Raw genomic sequence first — 20305 nt, 5'->3', positions numbered from 1 at the left:
AAAACCGGGAATAAAAATGGCTTGATTTTATATTGCTGTTTACAACTAAAGGCTATGCTTGTATTTGGCGATCACTCCGGTAAGCTTACTGAATTTCAATAAGGTTTGATTAACCTGCATTTTACGGATCGACAGTTGAATACTGCAATTATTGTCAAAACTTTGAGTAAGAATTTCCAACGCGTCTTCTTTGATGATCCGCATTACATCATTCATTTGCAGGTAATCAAATTCAATAAGATAGACATCATTTACCGTTCTTGAGATAACGGATGCCTGTTTCAACGCTTCTTCGGTCGCCAATTTATATGCGTTGATCAAACCGGGAACGCCAAGTAACGTTCCGCCAAAATAACGAACCACTACAACAGCTATATTTGTTAAATCGTGCGATAGCAATGTGTTTAAAATAGGCCGGCCGGCTGTACCTGATGGTTCCCCATCATCATTAATTCGGAATATGGAACGATCGGGCGTTAGCCGCATGGCCCAGCAGTGGTGGTTTGCCTTAGGATGTTCGGAACGTAACTGTGTTAAATTAGTTTTTAGTTCAGTTTCGTTGTTTATAGGATAGGCAAAAGCAAGGAATTTGCTGCCGCGATCACGAAAGATCCCTTCAGCAGCCTTCTCAATAGTACGGTAGGTATCGTCAAAAAGCATTAATGTGCAAAAAGATTGGTAAAGAATTGCGGGTAATAAATAACAGCAATGGCAAGTATGGCTAACACCAACCCTATTTTATTGAACAGGCTGAGTTTTTCCTTAAAGATGAACACACCTATTAACGTACCGAAAACAATTACACCGATATTCATGGATGCAAAAACGATAGACGGATTTTTTGAAAGGGATTGGTGTGCCTTGAGATAGAACAGGATATTGCCAAAATTAGCGATCCCCAACACCCAGCCAATAAATATATGCGGCCACGAAAACCGCATGGTTTTGGTAAAAACCTGGTATAGCAATCCAATTAAGGCAAATATAAAGGCAAGCGAATACACTATAAATAAAGAGGTGCCTATAGATATCTGTGAAACGCGTTTCAATAAAATATCTATAATCCCCATCCCTAAAAAAACAATCAGCAGGTAAACCCATGAGCTTGCACCCGTCTTTCTATCTTTTGCCTGCTTATTCCAGGGGATTAGACAAACTACCGCGATAAGGCCAATTGCAAGGCCTACAAGTTTAGCCGCGGTAGATGTTTCATTAAATATCAAAAATGCGGCGGCAAACGGGATAAAAAGCGATAAACGTTGTGCAGCGTCGGTTCGTACTATTCCTGTAACCTTAACAGATGTGGCGATAATTACAAACAATAACGGTAACAGCAAGCCAAGCAAGCCGAGCAGCGCAAACGGCGCATTATTTAAGTGCCGCAGGTCCGGCTTTAAAAATAACCAGGTTAAAACTATAGCTATTGAATAGTTCCACGTTATCGCCTGGTAAACGTCGATATGATAGCGCTTAGCCAGCTTTAACATTATGGACACCAAAACGCTACAGCAAATACTTAAAAAAACGTAGAACATGGGTTATCTTATAGTTGATTAGGTTGATTAGGTGAGTGGTTGATTAAGTTGTCGCTTGTTTTTGAGGCGATTAATTAACTAATCAACCTAATCTAACTTAATCAACCATTCACTAACACCAACAATTTATCATTTCCGGGTGAATACTCACCTATTATCACACCGCTTAAAAATGGCGCTTTTATTCCTTTTTTTAATTCCTTTTCGCCGGTGAAGATCCGGGCTTCGTCCCACAGATCAGCCTCGATAAAACTATTTAGCGTATGGGCGCCGCCCTCAATAATTACCGATTGAATATCCTGCAGATATAGTTGAAATAAAACATACTGGGGTACGTACCTTTCAAAATCTTCGAGGCCAATATACTTGTTTTTACCATCAACATCTGTTTTTACTTCATTAAATATAAACGTTTCAACTGATTGGTCGAATATATTTAAGTTTGAATTTAGTTCCAGTTTCCTGTCAATTACAACGCGTTTTGGCGATTTACCATTTCCGTATCGCACATTAAGCTGCGGGTTATCAATAGCCGCCGTATTCTTTCCTATCAATATGGCATCTTCTTCGCTGCGCCATTTGTGTACCAGTTTACGCGATTCTGTTCCTGTTATCCAAAGTTGACTATTGTCATCCGGCGCAAAAAAACCGTCCGCCGTTTGCGCCCATTTCAGGATAATGTACGGCCTGTGCTTTTGTACCCTGGTAAAAAAGCGGCGGTTAAGCCATTGACATTCTTCCTCCAATATACCTACAATAACTTCTACACCCGCAGCCTTTAACTTTTCAATTCCCTTCCCATCCACTTGTGCAAAGGGGTCACGGCAGCCAACTATTACCTTCGGGATTTGATGTTTAATGATCAGATCCGCACAAGGAGGCGTTTTTCCGTAATGCGCGCAGGGCTCTAATGAAACGTATATGGCAGATTGTTTTAGTAGTTCATCTGAATTTTCAAACTTATCGATAACCTGGTTTATCGCGTTCACCTCGGCGTGTGCCTGGCCGTATTTATGGTGATAGCCCTCGCCTATTACTTTATCCTCAAACACAACAACAGCGCCAACCATCGGATTAGGACTAACCGCATCAATACCCAATTCGGCAAGCTCAATGCAGCGCTGCATATATTTTTCGTGTTGCACCATGCTGCAAAAGTAGCTTTTATGTTACTTTGTTGCATGAAAACTATAAAGGATGTTTTTGACAGCTTTCGCAAGGGACTTGAAGCTATCTACGATACCAATGAAACCGAAGCTTTAATACTTTTGGTGATCAACGAAGTATCTAATATATCTAAAGCAAAGATCAAGGCATTTCCTGAACTTGAATTAACAAATGAGCAGACTGAACAATTAAAAAGCATCCTTGGAGAGTTAAAAACCGGTAAACCTGTTCAATATATTTTAGGTAAAACTGAGTTTTACGGTTTGCCTTTTAACGTAAATTCATCCGTATTAATTCCCCGGCCGGAAACGGAAGAGTTGGTGGAATGGGTTTTGGAGTCAGTTGGCAGTGGAGAGTTGGCAGCTGGCAGTATCCTGGATATCGGGACAGGTAGTGGGTGCATTGCTATTTCTTTAAAAAAAAACCTGCATGCCTTTAAGGTATCCGCAATGGATATTTCCATTGATGCGCTCCAAACTGCCGCGGGAAACGCAAAACTTAATGAAGTTGATATTTTGTTTGTTGACGATGATATCCTGAATTTAAAATCTGAATATCCGAAATTCGAAATCATTATAAGCAATCCTCCCTACGTTACCATGCAGGATAAAACCCAAATGCATACCAACGTAACCGATTTTGAACCACATACCGCGCTGTTTGTACCGGAAAGAGATCCCCTAATATTCTATAGAGCCATCGCTGACTTTGCGCTCAACAACCTTAATTCAAATGGGCTCTTATTTTTTGAGATTAATGAAAACTACGGCAAGGAAACAGTTGAATTATTAGCTAATAAGGGCTTCAATAATATTGAACTACGGAAGGATATGAGCGGCAGGGATAGGATGATACGATGTTTTTTAAATATGTCAGCATACTGCTATTAACTCCTGCTACTGCCACTAGTTATGACCTCGGATGAAACTGAATAATCGTCCCCTTTAAATATTCCCTGTCCAGGTGCGTATAGATCTCGGTGGTAGTGATACTTTCATGACCCAGCATTTCCTGCACGGCTCTCAAATCTGCGCCCCCCTCCACCAAATGTGTAGCAAATGAGTGCCTGAAGGTATGAGGACTGATGGTTTTATTTATTCCGGCAAGTTGGGCTAATTGCTTAATTACCATAAATATATACACCCTGCTAAGCCGGCTTCCGCGTCGGTTTAGAAAAACCAAATCTTCTTCGCCTTTTTTTATCGGGATATGTACGCGGATATTTTCAATCCAGATCTTTAAAGCATTGATAGCCTCTCCCCCTATCGGCACGAGCCTTTCCTTACTGCCCTTCCCGGTCACCTTAATGAATTCGATGTCTAGATAAAGATTGGATAATTTAAGTTCTGTGAGTTCTGATACCCGCAGTCCGCTGCCATACAGCACCTCAAGTATCGCTTTATTACGCCCGCCCTCCGGCTTGGAAAGATCGATGGCAGCTATCAGCTTATTTATTTCCTCGTAACTTAAAGTATCGGGGAGTTTGCGTTGAATCTTAGGCGATTCCAGCAATTCAGATGGATCGCTCTTTATCAAATCCTCCATCAGCAGGTATTTATAAAAGGATTTAATGCCTGATAAGATCCTGGCCTGCGACGAGGGGATCATGCCAAGGTCGGCGGCCCAAACAATAAATTCTCGCAGGTTACTTAAAGTGATCTTTTCCGGGTTTATTTTAAATCCCTCCCTGTCAGCAAATTGATAAAGCTTTTCAATATCCCTGCTATAGGCCTCGATAGAATTTGCCGACAACGATTTCTCTAACTTTAAATAACTTTGAAAACCTTTTATTGCCGAACGCCAATCCAATTGATTTTATTTAATGTTTTTAACTAAGTTTGAAGTGATGAAGATACAAATTATAAACGGCCCCAACTTAAATCTGCTGGGGGTTCGCGAGAAATCAATCTACGGCAATACCGATTTTGTAACCTATCTTGATGAACTGCGCAAACGCTACCCAACGGTAGAAATTGATTACTACCAAAGCAACGTAGAAGGCGAAATTATAAATAAAATACACGAGGTGGGATTTAGTTACGATGGTATTGTGATAAACGCCGGCGCTTACACCCATACCTCCATAGCCATTGCCGATGCTATTGCCGCTGTAAAAACGCCTGTAATAGAAGTTCACATTTCAAACGTTTATAAACGTGAGGAATTCCGGCATCATTCAATGCTGGCCGCCAGCTGTAAAGGCGTTATTGCGGGTTTTGGAATGGATTCTTATCGCCTTGGTATCGAAAACCTGGCAAATATTTAAACAATTGTATAAACTTCAGATGCGAAAAATAATTAAACTAACCCCGCTAATTATACTGTTATTAACAGTTTTTTCAAGCCTGAATGCTCTTGCACAGGATAAAAAAAAGAAGCCAGAGGTTGCGAAAAGAGAATCTGTAAGGCACAAAATGCACTCACGAGACTCGTTATTGCGTTTACTTAACAAATCCGACACTTCAATAAGCAGCCTTTTACAAAGAATTGCCCAATATACCACTACGTTTAACCAGATCAACAATAACCTGGCTGAGGGAGTTGACACGGCAGAAATAAGCCAGGGGTTTCCGCCCGTTTTAAGAAGGATCAATAAAATTGATAGCCTTATTAACACCCATAAGTCAAGCACGTTACGTTATCTATTTGTATTAAGAGATAACCTTGATCATTTACAGGACGATATGGAAGGCTGGCAATCTGACCTGGAAGATGCTAGTACAAAGCTAATTCAAAACCAAAAAGAACTTATCAAATTTGCTAAGGACACCTCGCTTAAAATTATTCCTGCAGATAGTTTGATCAGGGAAACTTTTTTTGCACATCGAAAAGTCGTCAGGCAATTATTTCAGAAAACAGATTCTGTTAACCGTGCCAGTTTGCTAAAAGTTAATCTTCTACAGGATAAAATAGCTGTGGCATATACCAAAGTATTGGATGAAACCGACCAGATAGATTCAAAAATAAAAAAGTTTGCCATAAGGGCAATAAACGGAGAATCTGATTTTATATGGAACACGGGACTTCAAAACGATGATTTTAAACCAGCATTAAATAGCACTATCAGGCTTAACAAAATACTCTTTAATTACTTTATAAAAAGTGAAACCTATACACATTACATCAGCATAGTTTTCTTGATACTCGTTTTTGTATGGATAATTTACGTTAGAAGGAAAACGCGTCGTCATCATGAAAACGCGGAGACAGTACTTGATGAGGCTAATTACATAAATAAACATTTCATTACAGGATCGTTACTTGTTGCCGTAGCCATTATTCCTTATTTCTATGGTCATCCACCGGTTATTTTCCTTGAGACATTATTCCTTTTGTCCATTGTATTAACGCTATTCCTTGTAAAAAAGAATTATGAGCGGTGCTGCTTTACTTTTCTTCACCGTTTGTTCTGGATTACCATTATTTATGGGATGAGCAACCTTTTCATACAAATTTCAAATGTCGACAGGTATGTTGTCTTACTACTGAGCATTGCTTCTCTCATTACAGCATACTCGTTTTATAAAGAGATAAAGAAATCGCCCGATGATCATATTCCCAACGCCAAACTGGGTGTAAAAATATTTATAGCTCTGCAATTTTTATCACTGTTGTTGAACATAACAGGCAGGTTTAGCCTTTCCAAAATAATAGGTGTTACGGCCGCCTTCAATTTGTGGTTTCTTGTTATCCTCTTCTTTGTTGTCCAGATAATCAGCCAGGGTTTATTTTTACAATTCCAGGGTAAAAAGGAAGGAAACAGCATTTTAAATTACATCGATTATACAATCGTTCAAAAGAAACTTCGGCAGGTGCTAATTGTAATGGCAAGCTTACTATGGCTGTTTTTCCTATTGCAAAATTTAAATATTGACGATTGGGCTGCAGATAATATAGGGGATTTATTAAGTCAGTCACAAAGCATAGGCGGCGCATCGTTCACCTTTGGTGGATTTATTATTTTCATTTTTGTGATCTGGCTCTCGTCCATAGTATCAAAGGTTATCAGCTATTTTTATGATGTTTCTGCGCTCCGGGTTAATGACCTTTCGGTTGCCAAAAAGAAGAACAGGACTTCCACCTTATTGATCAGGATGGCAGTTTTTTCGCTCGGTTTCCTGTTAGCAGTTGCCGCATCGGGCTTCCCATTGGAAAAACTAACCATAATTATCAGTGCTTTCGGCGTGGGTATTGGCTTTGGTTTACAGAATATTGTGAACAACCTGGTATCGGGTTTAATACTGGCGTTTGAAAAACCTATTCAAATAGGTGATGTTATCGAAGTTGATGGTGTTTCAGGAACCATGAAGGAAATCGGCATTCGGTCGAGCAAGGTAGCCACGGGCGACGGGGCGGAGGTTATCATACCCAACGGCGACCTGATATCGCACCACGTAATAAACTGGACGCTGAGTAACAGTAACCGCCAGGTCGGCCTGGTAGTCAATACGGCTTACGGTGTCGACATCAACAAAGTTAAAACCTTGTTGAAGGATTTACTGGTTAAACGAGACGACATAATGACAACTCCGGGGCCATCTGTCTTCTTGAATAATGTAAGTGAAAGTGCTGTAGAATTCAAGCTATTTTTCTGGGCAGCTGATATAAGTACTGTTTCAGAACTAAGGAGCCGTGTTTGGGCTGATATTTTTGATGCATTTAGAAATCAAGATATCGCGATACCTTCATCAAAAAAAGATTTATACCTGCATTTTCCGGATGGCGCCCCTGCTGCAATATTAGATGCAAAAACGGATCAGGAGAAAAACAAATTGGACAAAAAGGAAGAGACTAACAAAAGCGATCAGGATCAAGATCAGTAAAATGCCTTTTCTTCTTCACGAAGAAAGCCCATACGAGGCTGCCTTTGTACATGCCTTTGGAGTTTGACGTATGCGATTTACTGTTGATAGCGGGGCGTTTTGATTTATTTCTTTTAAAAAGACTTAGTACAAAGTTCTGGTGCGCCCTACTTACGGCCCAGGCATCCTTACGCTTGCCCTCGCTTAAAAAACGGAACAAGGCCAGCAAGTCCATCCAGATGCGGACAAAAATGACAAACACGGCCCTGCCAAATGAAAGGTTATTTGCCAGCAGCAGGAGATTGTTCCTGAAGTTTAAATAAGTTTTAAAGGGATTTTCAACATTAAGTGTACCGCCGCCAAGGTGAAATACCTCAGACTCGGCGCAGTACATAATCTTGTAGCCCATGTTTTTTAAGCGCCAGCACAGATCTATTTCCTCCATGTGCGCAAAAAAGCGGTCGTCAAAACCACCAGCTTCCAGCCAGCATTTTTTTTTCACGAACATTGCAGCGCCTGTTGCCCAAAATACTTCTTTTGATTGCTGGTATTGCCCCTTATCCGCTTCAATCTCATAAAACATCCGGCCCTGGCAAAATGGATAGCCGTAGCTATCGATAAAACCTCCTGCAGCGCCGGCGTGCTCTAAATATTCCCGCTGATTATAAGCCCTTATCTTTGGAGCCGCTGCCGCGATAAGCGGGTCGCCTTCCATTAAATTAATGACCGGTGCTATCCAGGCCGGGGACACTTCCACATCTGAATTAAGCAAAATGAAGTAATCAGCGTCTACTTTTTCTAAGACCCGGTTATAGCCACCTGTAAAACCGTAATTAGTATCGTTTTGGATAATCGTGATGGATGGATATTCCGCTTTGATAAACGCTACAGACGCATCGGTCGATGCATTGTCGCCGACTACAATTTCAAGGTTTGGATATACCGAGGATAGTACCGATGGAAGAAACTGCCGAAGATGTTTAACGCCGTTCCAATTTAAAATAACTACGGCAACTTTGGGTGTATTACTCATTTTTGTGTATCCTCCGGCTTAATTTTCCATCTCCGGTGCGACCATAGCCAGTATTCGGGTTTTTCTCTTATTAATGATTCCAGGTACTTTACGTGAATTTCTGTGATCTCGTAAGGTTTTGTTTTTTCCGGCTCTTCAACCAAAGGAACAAAGGTATAAGTATAATGGCCTCTTTTTACTAAATCTATCCTATAAAATACTACAACACAATTTACCACCTTCGTAAGTTTTTCTATCCCTAAAAAAACCGCAGTTTGTTGGTTTAAAAAAGTAGTAAAATATTTAGCGTCCTGCAAGGTTGGAGTTTGATCGGAAGCTAATACTGTAAAAGTAAGTTCATTTTTAAATTCAATCATTTTACGGAGCGTTTGCCGCATCGAGATCATCGTGGCTCCAAACCGCGACCGTGTACGGTTAAAGAAATCAGTAAACACTTCGTTGGATTGCGGTTTATAAACGATCACGCGCTTTTTTTCTGTCAAAAAGCCAAAGCTTAAACAGGCCATTTCCCAGTTGCAGTAATGCCCGGCAGCAGCCATAATACTTTTGCCTTGTTTAAAATAATGATCCACTAATTCCGGGTTGGTCGGGATCATTCTTTTACGCACCTGCTTTTCACTCATGCTTACCGATTTGATGGTTTCCATCATCAAGTCGGCCATGTATTTATAATATTTTCGTTCGATTGCACTACGCTCAGCCTCAGATTTCTCAGGGAAGGAATTGCGCAGGTTTTCCTGCACAACTTTACGCCGATAACCGGTTATGTAGTATAGAATTACAAATACAATATCAGACACCAGGTACAAAAACCAAAAGGGAAGTAACGAAAGCAGGTATAAAAAGAATGTACCTAATCTTGAAAGCCCTTTTTTTATCATTATTTTCGTCCGATTTTTGCTACAAACATAAAATTTATGATTGAAAAAGGCGCTGTGTTACCTATGTTTTATCTGCCACCTGTTGAGTATTTTGTACAACTAAATACTTATAAGCCTGATATACTGATAGAAGCCGAGGAACACTTCCCTAAGCAAACCTACCGTAACCGCGCTAATGTGTACACCCCCGATGGTGTACTTGGGCTCACGGTGCCTGTGACAAAAGGTGCAAAAAATCACACTAAGGTGCGCGACGTTAAAATCAGCTATGATTTTGAATGGCAACGACTCCACTGGCTCAGCCTGCAGGCCTGTTACCGCCGCTCTGCTTATTTTGAATATTACGAGGATGAACTGGTTCGATTTTATGAAAATAAGTTCGATTTTCTTTTCGATTATAATGAGCAGTTACTACAATTCATTTTAAAGTCGATCAAAATCAAGCTGAACTTAAATTATACGGAAACTTACGAGCCCTCCTACCCATATTTAGCTGACTTCAGAAGTTCCATCAATCCGAAACTAGAAACAGAAATCGACCAAAAGCCATATTTCCAGGTGTTTGAAGATCGAAAAGGTTTTATAAAGAATTTAAGTATTGTTGATCTCCTGTTTAACCAGGGGCCGCATTCTGTTAATTATTTATAATTCTTAGAAGATATCAAGTCGATTTAATCAAATATTCCCCTAAATATTTCAGGAGGTAATACATTTTATTTGTAATAATACCAGAGACATAAAAATACCCCAACTGTTTTTTTGTTATAAACACCTATTAATCAATAACATAAATCAACATATTTAATTATTGTTAACTTTTTTCACATAATATTTGTGAATTGAAATATTACGCATATCTTTACCCCACTAAATAGGTAGATATTATAGCATTTAAAAAGCGAATGAAAACTCCAAACTCTTACTTGCACCTGCTTAATGCCGCAAGCTGTTGTACTCAACCCTCAAAATATTATATGTGTTGCTGTTGATATTGCTAAAAACAGACACATAAACAGCCTTAATTAATCAAAACTTTTCAAGTCCAAACTTAACAAATGAAATTACCTTACGTAATTAGAACGGTACTCGTATTGAGTATACTTTTCAGCGCTTTTACATTAAAAGCCCAACAAAATGAAGATCTTCTTAATCTGCTAATCAAAAAGAATGTATTAAGCCAGCAAGAGGCTGACTCCATCCGCGCCGACCAGGCACTTAAGGAACAAGCTAAAAGGGACAAAGGAAATCAGCACAATATTACTATAGGAACCCGCGCACTTCAAATAAGTGGATTGGTACAATCGCGTTACCAGGGTTTCGCACAAAATGGTGTTAATAATGCGTTCGACCTGCATCGTGCACGTTTGGATGTTAAAGGTGACATTAACGATAACTGGACTTATGAGGTGTATACTGAATTTGCCGGTACAACCAAACTGCTTGACGCCTACACCACTTATAAAATTACTGATTACTTAAAATTCACAGCCGGGCAATTCAAAGTTCCCTTCTCGCAGGAAAGCCTGATCTCAGATAGTCAGCTAGACTTTATTGACCGTGCACAAGTTGTTGATGCGCTTTCGGGCCGTGCTAAAGACGTAATAGGCAATCAAAATGGCCGGGATATAGGAATCCAGATCAATGGCAGCTTTGCAAAGGTTGATGACCGCTATTTATTCGATTATACATTTGGCGTATTTAACGGAGCTGGTTTTGATGTAACTACTGATAATAACTCACACAAAGATCTGGCCGGAAGGTTAAGCATCCACCCAATTAAAGACCTTGTTGTCTCTGCCGACATCTATAACGGCCAGGGGAACTACGGTACGCCTGCAAAAAATCAAAAAAGGAACCGTACAGGCTTTGATGCCAAATATGTGTATGACCAACTCTCCTTAATCGCTGAATACGATAAAGGCACCGATGGTATAATCAAAAGAGAAGGCTGGTATGGCCAGGTGGCTTACTACGTAATACCGAAAAAATTGCAGCTGGCTACAAGGTATGATACCTACGACCCTAACGAGGTAATAACAACAGATCGTTCAACCTGGTACGTAGAAGGTGTAAATTACTTCTTTAACCAATGGGCCAAGCTAAGTGTGGATTATAGTATCCGCCACGAAGAAACCACACAAATAAAAAACAACTTGTTCTCAGCTCAATTACAGCTAACATTCTAAATAAAATAGCATGAAGAATATATTTTTCAAAAAACAGACATTAATAATAGGCAGCCTGGCCTTGGGAATTACAGTGGTAGCCTCTTCGTTTGTAAAGAGAGCAGTTCCTACCCCGCCGGTGGACGATCTTGAAGGCACCATCAGTATTTCAGGCGCATTTGCCCTGTACCCTATCACCGTAAAATGGGCAGATGAATTTAAAAAGCTGCATCCAAATGTAAAATTTAATATCTCCGCAGGCGGTGCAGGTAAGGGAATTACCGATGCCTTATCAGGACTGGTTGACATCGGTTTAGCTTCCCGCGATATTGATCCTGCCGAAGTTAAAAAGGGCGCTTACACCATTTACGTAACCAAAGACGCCGTGGTACCTACCTTTAATACAGGCAACCCAAATGCCGCTGCCTTACTGGCCAAAGGCGTAAAACGCGATCAGTTCCTGAACGTTTTTGTGACTGGTAATATTAAAAACTGGAACCAACTGGCTGGAAAGGTTTCTGTACCGATCCATGTATATAATCGTTCCGATGCCGCAGGTGCTGGTGAGACCTGGGCAAAATATTTTGGCAAAAAGCAGGAAGACCTTTTAGGTGTAGGTGTTTATGGAGACCCTGGCTTGGCGCAAGCCGTAAAGAAAGATGTAACGGGAATTGGCTATAATAACCTTGCATACTTATACGATTTAAAAACCCGCAAGCAGGTTGCCGGTGTCCACGCCCTGCCTATTGACGTAAACGGAAACGGTAAAATCGATGCGGATGAGAATTTTTATGAAACAATTGATCAATTAACAGACGCCATTGCCGCAGGTAAATACCCTTCGCCACCAGCCCGTAACCTTGGATTTTTGTTCAAAGGAAAGCCAAAGAAAAAAGAATTGATAGAATTCGTAAAGTTTGTGCTTACAACAGGCCAAAAAGATGTTGACGAAAATGGTTACATAGCGCTTTCAAAGGCCAAGATCCAGGAGGAGCTTAAGAAGGTTAATTAGGTTTGGAAAAGTTGTAGTAGTTGTAAAAGTTAAAAACCTCTGCTTTTACAACTACTACAACAACTACAACACTTACAACCTTTACAACAACAACATGAACTTCAGACTACTAAAAGATAAAATTCTATCAAAACTGATGCTGGTGTTTACACTGGCATCAGTTTCGTTATTACTGGTGATAGGTATCGGGCTATACTATAAATCTGCTCCTATAATACACCAGCTCTCGTGGGGCACATTGATCACCTCGACCGTATGGAAACCGTTAAAAGGCCTGTTTGGCTTTTTCCCGTTTATAATGGGCACGTTATGGGTAACCGGCATCGCCATAATAATAGCATTGCCCTTATGCCTGCTAACCGCTTTATACATAGTTGAATATGCGCCAGTAAGAATAAAAAGGATCTTAACGCCTTTTGTCAATTTACTTTCGGGTATCCCGCCCGTTATATTCGGTGTATGGGGTGTATTGTTTATCATTCCCCTTATTCAAATTTACATTGCGCCGCATTTTGTAGAATTTTCTACCGGGTACAGTGTTTTAGCAGGCGGAATTGTATTAGCCGTAATGATCTTCCCGCTGATAGTCAGCATCATCAGCGAGGTATTACGAACCATTCCACAAGAATTAAAGGATGCATCACTCGCATTAGGCGCTACCAAATGGGAAACTATAAAAAAAGTTATCCTGCGTAAGGCCTTACCAGGGATAGTTGCAGCAACGGTTTTGGCTATTTCACGGGCATTTGGTGAGACTATCGCCGTGTTAATGGTTTGCGGAAACAACGCCGCTGTACCACATTCGGTTTTCGATCCGGGGTATCCCCTGCCTGCACTTATTGCTAATAATTACGGCGAGATGCTTTCCATCCCATCTTACGACTCCGCACTGATGTTTGCAGCACTGCTGCTTTTTATTATCATACTACTATTTAACATTATATCAAGGGTGATATTAACCCGCTTAGAAAGGAGACTTGCGGGATGAGAACCAGGAAATTAGAAGAATTATTTTTCAGGACCTTGATGGTCCTCGCCACTATACTTGTTGCGGGAAGCTTTTTCCTGATCGTGGGCACGGTATTTATTAAGGGCATTCACTACATGAACCTTGATATGATCACCAAAACTCCCGGCGGTGGATTTTACATTGGTAAGGAGGGAGGTGTTTTAAACGCCATCATCGGATCGTTTTACGTTGCGGGCGGTGCAACCATACTGGGGCTTATTATTAGTATCCCGGTTGCGATCTTTATTAACCTGTATATGGATGGTAAAAGATTTTTATCAAACACCATCCGTATGGCATTTGATGTATTGTTTGGAATTCCGTCAATCGTTTACGGAGCTTTTGGATTCCTTATTATGGTATACTTTGGCATCCGGGCTTCCTTATTGGGCGGCATTATTGCAGTAACGCTACTTGTGATCCCTATTTTGGTGCGAACGCTTGATGAGGTGATTCGTACTGTTCCGTTTGAGCTCCGTGACGCCGCGCTTTCCCTAGGCGCTACGCGCTGGGAAACAGCCAAAGTAGTATTAAGGCAAATAAGACCGGGGATCTTTACTGCTATATTACTTTCGTTCGGCAGGGCTATTGGCGACGTTGCCTCGGTACTATTTACCGCTGGCTTTAGCGATAATGTGCCAACGTCATTACATGAGCCGGCAGCTACCCTCCCACTCGCTATATTTTTCCAGTTAGGCAGCCCGGTTGAAGAAGTGCAGGGACGTGGCTATGCCTCTGCTTTGATATTAACCATTATTGTTTTAATTATCACGGTGTTAGCCGACTTACTGATAAAAAAATACTCCAAACACAAAATTTAAATGACTAAAACTCCACATATCAGCGTACAGCATTTGAACGTGCATATCGGCGCACAGCACATTTTAAAGGATATCAATATTAACATTCCCGATAAAAAGGTAACATCCATCATCGGCCCATCCGGTTGCGGGAAAACTACCCTGTTAAAATCATTTAACCGGCTTTGGGATAATACTGCCGATGTAAAGATCACCGGGAAGGTATTGGTTGACGGCGAAGATATTTACGACCCAAATGCCGAGGTAACTCACATCCGTAAAAAAATGGGGCTGCTTTCGCAACGGCCTTACCCCCTGCCAATGTCTATTTACGATAACGTCGCCTATGGCCCGCGGATTCATGGCATTCGTAAAAAACAGGACCTTGACCAACTGGTGGAGGAACAGCTAAAGGCCACAGGCTTATGGAACGAGGTGAAGGATCGTTTAAACGCGTCTGCGACTCGCCTTTCAATTGGCCAGCAGCAACGCTTGTGCCTTGCCCGGGGGCTTGCGGTTGGGCCTGAAATTATTTTGGGTGATGAATCAACATCAGCGCTTGATCCTGTTTCTACTGCCATTATCGAGGATCTTTTTATCAGCCTGAAAGAAAAGTATTCTATTGTTTTGGTTACCCATATTCTTCGCCAGGCTCGCCGGGTATCAGATTATATCATATTTGTTTACATGGGTAAGATCATTGAATTCGGGCCTACCGAAGAAGTTTTGCTGAACCCAAAGGAGGAATTAACAAAGGAATATGTAAAGGGATATATCAGTTAAATATTAAAAAATGATAATTTAAAATCAAAAAATAATCGATTTCACTTCAAAAAAGACCATTTAAATAAAAAACAAATAGAAATTAATAACTAACCCTGCAGATACTATAGATATTCTATTAAAATCACATAAAAACAATAACATTTTTAATACTTTCACCGTATATTGCACCATTTACAAGCTAAATGGCCTACAATTACCAAAGAATCGTTATAAAAATCGGATCGAACGTACTTACTCAAAAGGACGGTCTTCCCGATTTAAACCGCATTAATCACATCGTTGAACAAATCGCCAAAATAAAGCGGCAGGGCGTCGAAGTGGTATTGGTTTCATCCGGAGCGGTGGCATCCGGGCGAAGCTTAATTTCCATTTCAGAAAAATTTGATTCAATTGCTACACGACAGCTATTTGCTTCTATCGGGCAAGTAAAGCTGATCAATACCTACGCACAACAGTTTGAAAAATATAACATCCTTTGTTCACAAGTATTGGTAACCAAGGAAGATTTTAGGGACAGGCTGCATTACCTGAACATGAAAAACTGTTTAAAGATCCTGCTGCAGCACCATGTTATACCTGTTGTCAATGAAAACGATGTGGTATCAGTTACCGAACTAATGTTTACTGATAATGATGAGTTGGCGGGACTGATCGCATCCATGCTGAACGCCCAGGCATTAATCGTACTAACTAATGTCGACGGCATTTATGATGGCAATCCCGAACAGGAAGGCGCAAAAGTAATTGAAGAGGTGAGCGGCTCAAAGGTCGATTTTTCGTCATTTGTAAGTTCCGGTAAATCACAATTTGGCCGTGGAGGTATGATCACAAAATCAACAATGGCGCAAAAAATAGCCCAACTAGGAATCGCTGTACATATTGCAAACGGTACCCGGGACAATATTTTGAACGATGTATTGGATGACAAAATTGCTCACACTTACTTCGTGCCAAACAGGTCAGCCTCCGGCAAAAAGAAATGGATTGCTCATGCCGGCAATTTTGCAAAGGGAGTGGTCCAGGTAAACGCCGGAGCCAGAGCCGCACTCACATCTGCTAAGGCGTCAAGCTTGCTGCCTGTTGGGGTTATAAATATCATAACCGGATTTAAAAAAGGCGAGATCATTAAGTTGGTTGATGAAAACAATAAGCCCATAGGCCTTGGCATCGCCGAATACGGCTCTGAAAAGGCCGAAGAAATGATGGGGCAAAAAAATCAAAAAGCGCTGATACATTATGATTATCTTTACTTAGAATGTTAAATAGCTATATCCCATATTTCGAAAAGGCCCGGTCTGCAGGCAGAAAGGCTATAAGCCAGGTGCTCATTAATCAGGTTCTAAATGCGCTTGCGGCATCCGCTATCGCCCAAACTGATTATTTGCTGGCGGAAAATAAAAAGGATCTCGATCTGATGGATCGGCATGATCCTAAATACGACCGTCTAAAACTTACAGCAGAACGAATAGCCGACATAGCAAAGGAAATTGAAAATATTGTTTTACTGGAAAGCCCGTTAGGGGAAATATTTTCAGAAAAAACTATGCCAAATGGTTTGCAAATCAGCAAAATGAGGGTTCCGCTTGGAGTAGTGGGCGTTGTTTATGAGGCAAGACCGAATGTAACATTTGATGTATTTTCGTTATGCTTTAAAACTGGCAATGTGTGTGTTTTAAAGGGTGGCAGTGATGCTTATCATTCAAACAAGGCTATTATTTCCATTATCCACCAGGTTTTATCAGATCATGAAATTGACGAGAACAATGCTATCCTGCTCCCGCCGGAACGCGAAGCCGCAGATGCATTGCTGAGTGCCATTGGTTATGTGGACGTTTTAATACCAAGGGGAAGCCAGCAGTTGATTAATCATGTACGAAATAACAGCAAAGTACCTGTAATTGAAACAGGCGCAGGTATAGTTCATACCTACTTCGATGAGTTTGGCGACCTGGAAAAAGGCGCAAACATAATATTTAATGCAAAAACCAGGCGTGTAAGTGTATGCAATGCGTTAGATTGCCTGATAGTTCATTATACCAGGCTACGTGACTTACCCGCGCTTGTTAAATACCTCGGCGAAAAAAAGGTGGCGCTTTACGCTGATAAAACTGCTTTTACCATCCTCAAAGGTCATTATCCTGAAGGAAGCCTTAACCACGCCAAACCAGAACATTTTGGTACTGAATTTTTAGCTATGAGAATGGCTGTAAAGATTGTTGAATGCTTTGAGGATGCCCTTGATCATATCGCGCAATACGGTTCAAAACATAGCGAGGCTATAATTTCAGAAGATGCCACTCGTACAGAGGTCTTTTTAAACAATGTAGATGCGGCCGCAGTGTATGTAAATGCGTCAACGGCGTTTACTGACGGCGCTCAATTTGGGTTGGGAGCGGAGATCGGGATAAGTACGCAAAAACTCCATGCGCGCGGCCCGATGGGTTTGGAAGAATTAACCAGTTATAAATGGATAGTTAAGGGAGATGGACATATAAGATCCTGAGGATCAACAACATATTAAAAACAAAAAGGTGTCCGCCTGGAGCGGACACCTTAATTTAGTTTCACTTTGCCTGATTACTTTACAAGGTAATTCACCACCGCAACAAAACAAATGATCATCAAAATTACACCTTGTAATTTTTGCTCTAAAGTTAACTTGGTATACATTAATTTATTAATTAGGGTATTCAAATTTATAATGTAATACGTGTGTTACAAAGCATTTTTTTATTTTTGCGATTTTTTTAACAAAAAATACACATTAATTTTATAAAAGGTCAGCCAAACAGTTATTAAATGAAATATTTGCAAAAAACTGACTTATATGTAAAATTTACACCATGTAAAATAACACTAAAAAGCACCCCTGAAGTCCTCTAAATGCAGTTTTTCTGCTTTTTTTGATGGAATTTTTCAATGTGCTTTTTTTTTAATAAAATCGACTGTTTGTGTAGTTTATTCTACAACCAATGGACGCTTTTTTTGTAGGCAGGTTGGCAGGAGGAAAAATAAAAAAAGCTAAAAGGGCCTTATTGTGTCCGATATTATATACACCCTTAGTCAAAATTTAACTAATAACTTATTTTCGTTGTGTTTATTATATTATTAAATAATAATTACAATAATCAACCGTATTTTAAACCGTGAACCTATTTAAAAGAGTCATTAATATCACCTGGAAAACATTGCTGGGCTTTGTTATCTTCACTTTATTATATATCTCCTCGGCTTATATTTTATCAAGGATTAGTGTGGCTAAGGAAACATCCACATTTAAGGAGATCGCCATTTATATCCATACGAACGGCGTACATACCGACATTGTGGTACCTGTTAAAAACGAACTTTGCGACTGGAGCAGGGAGATAAAATTTGAAAACACGATTTGTAAGGATACGATTGCCCGTTACGTTGCTTTTGGCTGGGGCGATAAGGGATTCTATTTGAATACGCCAACATGGGCTCAACTTAAATTCAGTGTGGCATTTAAAGCCGCCTTTGCCTTGAGCACTTCGGCCATCCATGCTACTTTTTACAAAGACTTAAAGGAAAACGCTGATTGTATAAAGATTATGATAAGCAGAGAACAGTACAGGCGCTTAATAAAATACATTCAAACAAGTTTTAAGCCTGATTCCGCAAACAACATCATCAACATAAAAACCAACGCGAATTATAACAGGTACGATGCTTTCTACGAAGCCAAGGGTAAGTACAACCTTTTTTACACCTGCAACACATGGGCAAATAATGCGCTAAAAGCCTGCGGGCAAAGAGCTTGTTTATGGACACCATTTGATTCAGGCATTTTCTATCAATACAGGAAATAACAGCGTCAAGAACCAACATAAAACATAACGCTGGGATTCTTAACGCGATAGTCTTCCTTATCACTTTACAGTCAAATTACTTAACTAAGGTTTAGTATTCGTACTTTTGCAAAATTATGAGTAAGCACGGCAGGATATTAGTGGCAATGAGTGGCGGAGTTGATAGTTCGGTAGCGGCAGTTATGCTGCATGAGCAGGGCTATGAAGTTATCGGCCTTACCATGAAGACTTGGGACTATGCCTCATCGGGCGGAAGCTCAAAGGAAACAGGCTGCTGCAGCCTGGATAGCATTAACGATGCCCGTGCATTAGCTGTTGGCTACGGGTTTCCGCATTACATATTGGATATCAGGAGCGAATTCGGTGATTTTGTAATCGACAACTTCGTTGATGAATACCTCGCGGGCCGTACCCCTAACCCATGTGTTTTATGCAACACGCATATTAAATGGGAAGCATTGTTAAAACGCGCCGATAAGCTGGATTGCGAGTTCATTGCAACCGGCCATTACGCCAACATCCGGTTACAGGATAATGGCAGGTATGTGATATCAAAAGGAAAAGACGAAAATAAGGATCAGTCATATGTGCTATGGGGTGTGTCTCAAAAAAACCTTGCCCGCACAAAATTTCCGTTAGGAAGCTTCTCGAAACCGGAGATCAGGCAAATGGCTTTAGACATGGGGCAGGTTGAGCTTGCCGGTAAAAGCGAAAGCTACGAAATTTGCTTTGTGCCCGATAACGACTACAGATCGTTCCTAAGACATAAAGTAGAAGACCTTGAAACACGCGTAGCTGGTGGTAACTTTGTTTTAACAGACGGCACCGTAGTAGGCAAACACCAGGGTTATCCCTTCTATACTATAGGTCAGCGCAAGGGTTTAGGTATTGCCTTAGGGCATCCGATGTTTGTAACCAGCATTCAGCCGGATACAAATACTGTGGTTTTAGGAACCATAGATGAGCTTGAACGCAAGCAGGCCTGGGTTAAAAACCTTAACCTGGTTAAATATGAAACAATTAACGAGCCTTTAGAAGCCGTTACCAAAATAAGATATAAGGATGCGGGCACACAAAGTACCATTGTACAAATGGGCCAGCACATGAAGGTGGACTTTCATCATTCGGTATCTGGCATCGCCCCGGGTCAGTCTGCTGTTTTTTATGAAGGCAATGATCTGCTTGGCGGCGGATTCTTGATGTGATTTGGTTGTAGATGTTGTAGGCGTTGTAGTGGTTAAGAATCCATAACAATTACATCCTATTACTTTAACATTTATAA

Annotated in this window: 19 protein-coding genes; 13 read left to right on the top strand and 6 right to left on the bottom strand. The window is 40.6% G+C overall.

Annotated elements, in window-relative coordinates; all coding sequences use genetic code 11:
* Window positions 1–45: 45 nt before the first annotated feature.
* The 3 genes from KXD93_RS23210 to ribD form a co-directional block, all read right to left on the bottom strand.
* Window positions 46–660 carry an IMPACT family protein gene (locus KXD93_RS23210; protein ID WP_258139768.1) on the bottom strand — a complete coding sequence of 205 codons (615 nt, stop codon included), beginning with the start codon at window positions 658–660 and terminating at the stop codon, window positions 46–48.
* Window positions 660–1535, bottom strand: coding sequence for a DMT family transporter (locus tag KXD93_RS23205; protein ID WP_258139767.1), 876 nt, complete (start codon window positions 1533–1535; stop codon window positions 660–662). The genes KXD93_RS23210 and KXD93_RS23205 overlap by 1 nt, the downstream gene beginning before the upstream one ends.
* A 101-nt stretch (window positions 1536–1636) precedes the next feature.
* Complete coding sequence (gene ribD, locus KXD93_RS23200; RefSeq protein WP_258139766.1) at window positions 1637–2683, bottom strand: bifunctional diaminohydroxyphosphoribosylaminopyrimidine deaminase/5-amino-6-(5-phosphoribosylamino)uracil reductase RibD; 1047 nt, start codon at window positions 2681–2683, stop codon at window positions 1637–1639.
* 33 nt (window positions 2684–2716) lie between these two features.
* Here ribD and prmC point away from each other — a divergent pair, with 33 nt between their 5' ends.
* On the top strand, window positions 2717–3592 hold the full coding sequence (prmC, locus tag KXD93_RS23195; protein WP_258139765.1) for a peptide chain release factor N(5)-glutamine methyltransferase: 876 nt from the start codon (window positions 2717–2719) through the stop codon (window positions 3590–3592).
* A 19-nt stretch (window positions 3593–3611) separates the two neighbouring features.
* Here the strand turns inward: prmC and xerD are convergent, their stop codons facing one another.
* Window positions 3612–4511 (bottom strand): site-specific tyrosine recombinase XerD, encoded by a 900-nt coding sequence (gene xerD, locus KXD93_RS23190; protein ID WP_258139764.1) that lies wholly within the window; start codon window positions 4509–4511, stop codon window positions 3612–3614.
* Window positions 4512–4548: 37 nt separating this feature from the next.
* On the opposite strand from xerD, the gene aroQ reads away from it, so the two are divergent.
* Both aroQ and KXD93_RS23180 read left to right on the top strand, forming a co-directional pair.
* Window positions 4549–4968 carry a type II 3-dehydroquinate dehydratase gene (aroQ, locus tag KXD93_RS23185; RefSeq protein ID WP_258139763.1) on the top strand — a complete coding sequence of 140 codons (420 nt, stop codon included), beginning with the start codon at window positions 4549–4551 and terminating at the stop codon, window positions 4966–4968.
* Between the two features lie 19 nt (window positions 4969–4987).
* Window positions 4988–7525, top strand: coding sequence for a mechanosensitive ion channel family protein (locus tag KXD93_RS23180; protein ID WP_258139762.1), 2538 nt, complete (start codon window positions 4988–4990; stop codon window positions 7523–7525).
* On the opposite strand, the gene KXD93_RS23175 is transcribed toward KXD93_RS23180, so the two are convergent.
* Together KXD93_RS23175 and KXD93_RS23170 are read right to left on the bottom strand one after the other, a co-directional pair.
* Window positions 7494–8537 carry a glycosyltransferase family 2 protein gene (locus KXD93_RS23175; RefSeq protein WP_258139761.1) on the bottom strand — a complete coding sequence of 348 codons (1044 nt, stop codon included), beginning with the start codon at window positions 8535–8537 and terminating at the stop codon, window positions 7494–7496. The two genes, KXD93_RS23180 and KXD93_RS23175, sit on opposite strands and share 32 nt — an antisense overlap.
* Complete coding sequence (locus KXD93_RS23170) at window positions 8534–9418, bottom strand: lysophospholipid acyltransferase family protein (RefSeq protein ID WP_258139760.1); 885 nt, start codon at window positions 9416–9418, stop codon at window positions 8534–8536. Before KXD93_RS23170 ends, KXD93_RS23175 begins: the two co-directional genes overlap by 4 nt.
* 36 nt (window positions 9419–9454) lie before the next feature.
* Between KXD93_RS23170 and KXD93_RS23165 the strand changes: the two genes are divergently transcribed.
* The 10 genes from KXD93_RS23165 (at window position 9455) to mnmA (ending at window position 20228) form a co-directional block, all read left to right on the top strand.
* The gene (locus tag KXD93_RS23165; protein ID WP_258139759.1) at window positions 9455–10066 is read left to right on the top strand and encodes a WbqC family protein; all 612 of its coding nucleotides are present in this window, start codon (window positions 9455–9457) and stop codon (window positions 10064–10066) included.
* Window positions 10067–10473: 407 nt separating this feature from the next.
* Window positions 10474–11604, top strand: a complete 1131-nt coding sequence (locus tag KXD93_RS23160) for a porin (protein ID WP_258139758.1) — start codon at window positions 10474–10476, stop codon at window positions 11602–11604.
* Between the two features lie 10 nt (window positions 11605–11614).
* Window positions 11615–12595 carry a PstS family phosphate ABC transporter substrate-binding protein gene (locus KXD93_RS23155; RefSeq protein ID WP_258139757.1) on the top strand — a complete coding sequence of 327 codons (981 nt, stop codon included), beginning with the start codon at window positions 11615–11617 and terminating at the stop codon, window positions 12593–12595.
* Window positions 12596–12689: 94 nt separating this feature from the next.
* Window positions 12690–13583 carry a phosphate ABC transporter permease subunit PstC gene (gene pstC / locus KXD93_RS23150; RefSeq protein WP_258139756.1) on the top strand — a complete coding sequence of 298 codons (894 nt, stop codon included), beginning with the start codon at window positions 12690–12692 and terminating at the stop codon, window positions 13581–13583.
* Window positions 13580–14425 (top strand): phosphate ABC transporter permease PstA, encoded by an 846-nt coding sequence (pstA, locus tag KXD93_RS23145; protein WP_258139755.1) that lies wholly within the window; start codon window positions 13580–13582, stop codon window positions 14423–14425. The genes pstC and pstA overlap by 4 nt, the downstream gene beginning before the upstream one ends.
* On the top strand, window positions 14426–15187 hold the full coding sequence (locus KXD93_RS23140) for a phosphate ABC transporter ATP-binding protein (RefSeq protein WP_258139754.1): 762 nt from the start codon (window positions 14426–14428) through the stop codon (window positions 15185–15187). It begins immediately after the preceding gene.
* 185 nt (window positions 15188–15372) lie between these two features.
* Entirely contained in the window at window positions 15373–16452 is a 1080-nt protein-coding gene (gene proB / locus KXD93_RS23135) for a glutamate 5-kinase (protein WP_258139753.1), read from the top strand.
* Complete coding sequence (locus KXD93_RS23130; protein WP_258139752.1) at window positions 16446–17693, top strand: glutamate-5-semialdehyde dehydrogenase; 1248 nt, start codon at window positions 16446–16448, stop codon at window positions 17691–17693. The genes proB and KXD93_RS23130 overlap by 7 nt, the downstream gene beginning before the upstream one ends.
* Window positions 17694–18336: 643 nt before the next feature.
* Entirely contained in the window at window positions 18337–19023 is a 687-nt protein-coding gene (locus KXD93_RS23125; RefSeq protein ID WP_258139751.1) for a TIGR02117 family protein, read from the top strand.
* 116 nt (window positions 19024–19139) lie between these two features.
* Window positions 19140–20228 carry a tRNA 2-thiouridine(34) synthase MnmA gene (gene mnmA, locus KXD93_RS23120; RefSeq protein WP_258139750.1) on the top strand — a complete coding sequence of 363 codons (1089 nt, stop codon included), beginning with the start codon at window positions 19140–19142 and terminating at the stop codon, window positions 20226–20228.
* The last annotated feature ends 77 nt before the right edge of the window (window positions 20229–20305 follow it).

This window comes from Mucilaginibacter phenanthrenivorans (assembly GCF_024721155.1).
Classification (GTDB): Bacteria; Bacteroidota; Bacteroidia; order Sphingobacteriales; family Sphingobacteriaceae; genus Mucilaginibacter; species Mucilaginibacter phenanthrenivorans.
The sequence above is the reverse complement of the archived record's forward strand: the minus strand, read 5'-3'. Positions and strand labels throughout refer to the sequence as shown.

Bases quoted from the DNA above. Each gene is read 5' to 3' on its own strand.
- pstA (WP_258139755.1), top strand. From the start codon at position 13,580: ATGAGAACCAGGAAATTAGAAGAATTATTTTTCAGGACCTTGATGGTC.
- KXD93_RS23165 (WP_258139759.1), top strand. From the start codon at position 9,455: ATGATTGAAAAAGGCGCTGTGTTACCTATGTTTTATCTGCCACCTGTT.
- KXD93_RS23130 (WP_258139752.1), top strand. From the start codon at position 16,446: ATGTTAAATAGCTATATCCCATATTTCGAAAAGGCCCGGTCTGCAGGC.
- KXD93_RS23140 (WP_258139754.1), top strand. From the start codon at position 14,426: ATGACTAAAACTCCACATATCAGCGTACAGCATTTGAACGTGCATATC.
- KXD93_RS23155 (WP_258139757.1), top strand. From the start codon at position 11,615: ATGAAGAATATATTTTTCAAAAAACAGACATTAATAATAGGCAGCCTG.
- KXD93_RS23180 (WP_258139762.1), top strand. From the start codon at position 4,988: ATGCGAAAAATAATTAAACTAACCCCGCTAATTATACTGTTATTAACA.
- mnmA (WP_258139750.1), top strand. From the start codon at position 19,140: ATGAGTAAGCACGGCAGGATATTAGTGGCAATGAGTGGCGGAGTTGAT.
- pstC (WP_258139756.1), top strand. From the start codon at position 12,690: ATGAACTTCAGACTACTAAAAGATAAAATTCTATCAAAACTGATGCTG.
- KXD93_RS23170 (WP_258139760.1), bottom strand. From the start codon at position 9,418: ATGATAAAAAAAGGGCTTTCAAGATTAGGTACATTCTTTTTATACCTG.
- KXD93_RS23160 (WP_258139758.1), top strand. From the start codon at position 10,474: ATGAAATTACCTTACGTAATTAGAACGGTACTCGTATTGAGTATACTT.
- aroQ (WP_258139763.1), top strand. From the start codon at position 4,549: ATGAAGATACAAATTATAAACGGCCCCAACTTAAATCTGCTGGGGGTT.
- prmC (WP_258139765.1), top strand. From the start codon at position 2,717: ATGAAAACTATAAAGGATGTTTTTGACAGCTTTCGCAAGGGACTTGAA.
- KXD93_RS23205 (WP_258139767.1), bottom strand. From the start codon at position 1,535: ATGTTCTACGTTTTTTTAAGTATTTGCTGTAGCGTTTTGGTGTCCATA.
- proB (WP_258139753.1), top strand. From the start codon at position 15,373: ATGGCCTACAATTACCAAAGAATCGTTATAAAAATCGGATCGAACGTA.
- KXD93_RS23175 (WP_258139761.1), bottom strand. From the start codon at position 8,537: ATGAGTAATACACCCAAAGTTGCCGTAGTTATTTTAAATTGGAACGGC.
- ribD (WP_258139766.1), bottom strand. From the start codon at position 2,683: ATGGTGCAACACGAAAAATATATGCAGCGCTGCATTGAGCTTGCCGAA.
- KXD93_RS23210 (WP_258139768.1), bottom strand. From the start codon at position 660: ATGCTTTTTGACGATACCTACCGTACTATTGAGAAGGCTGCTGAAGGG.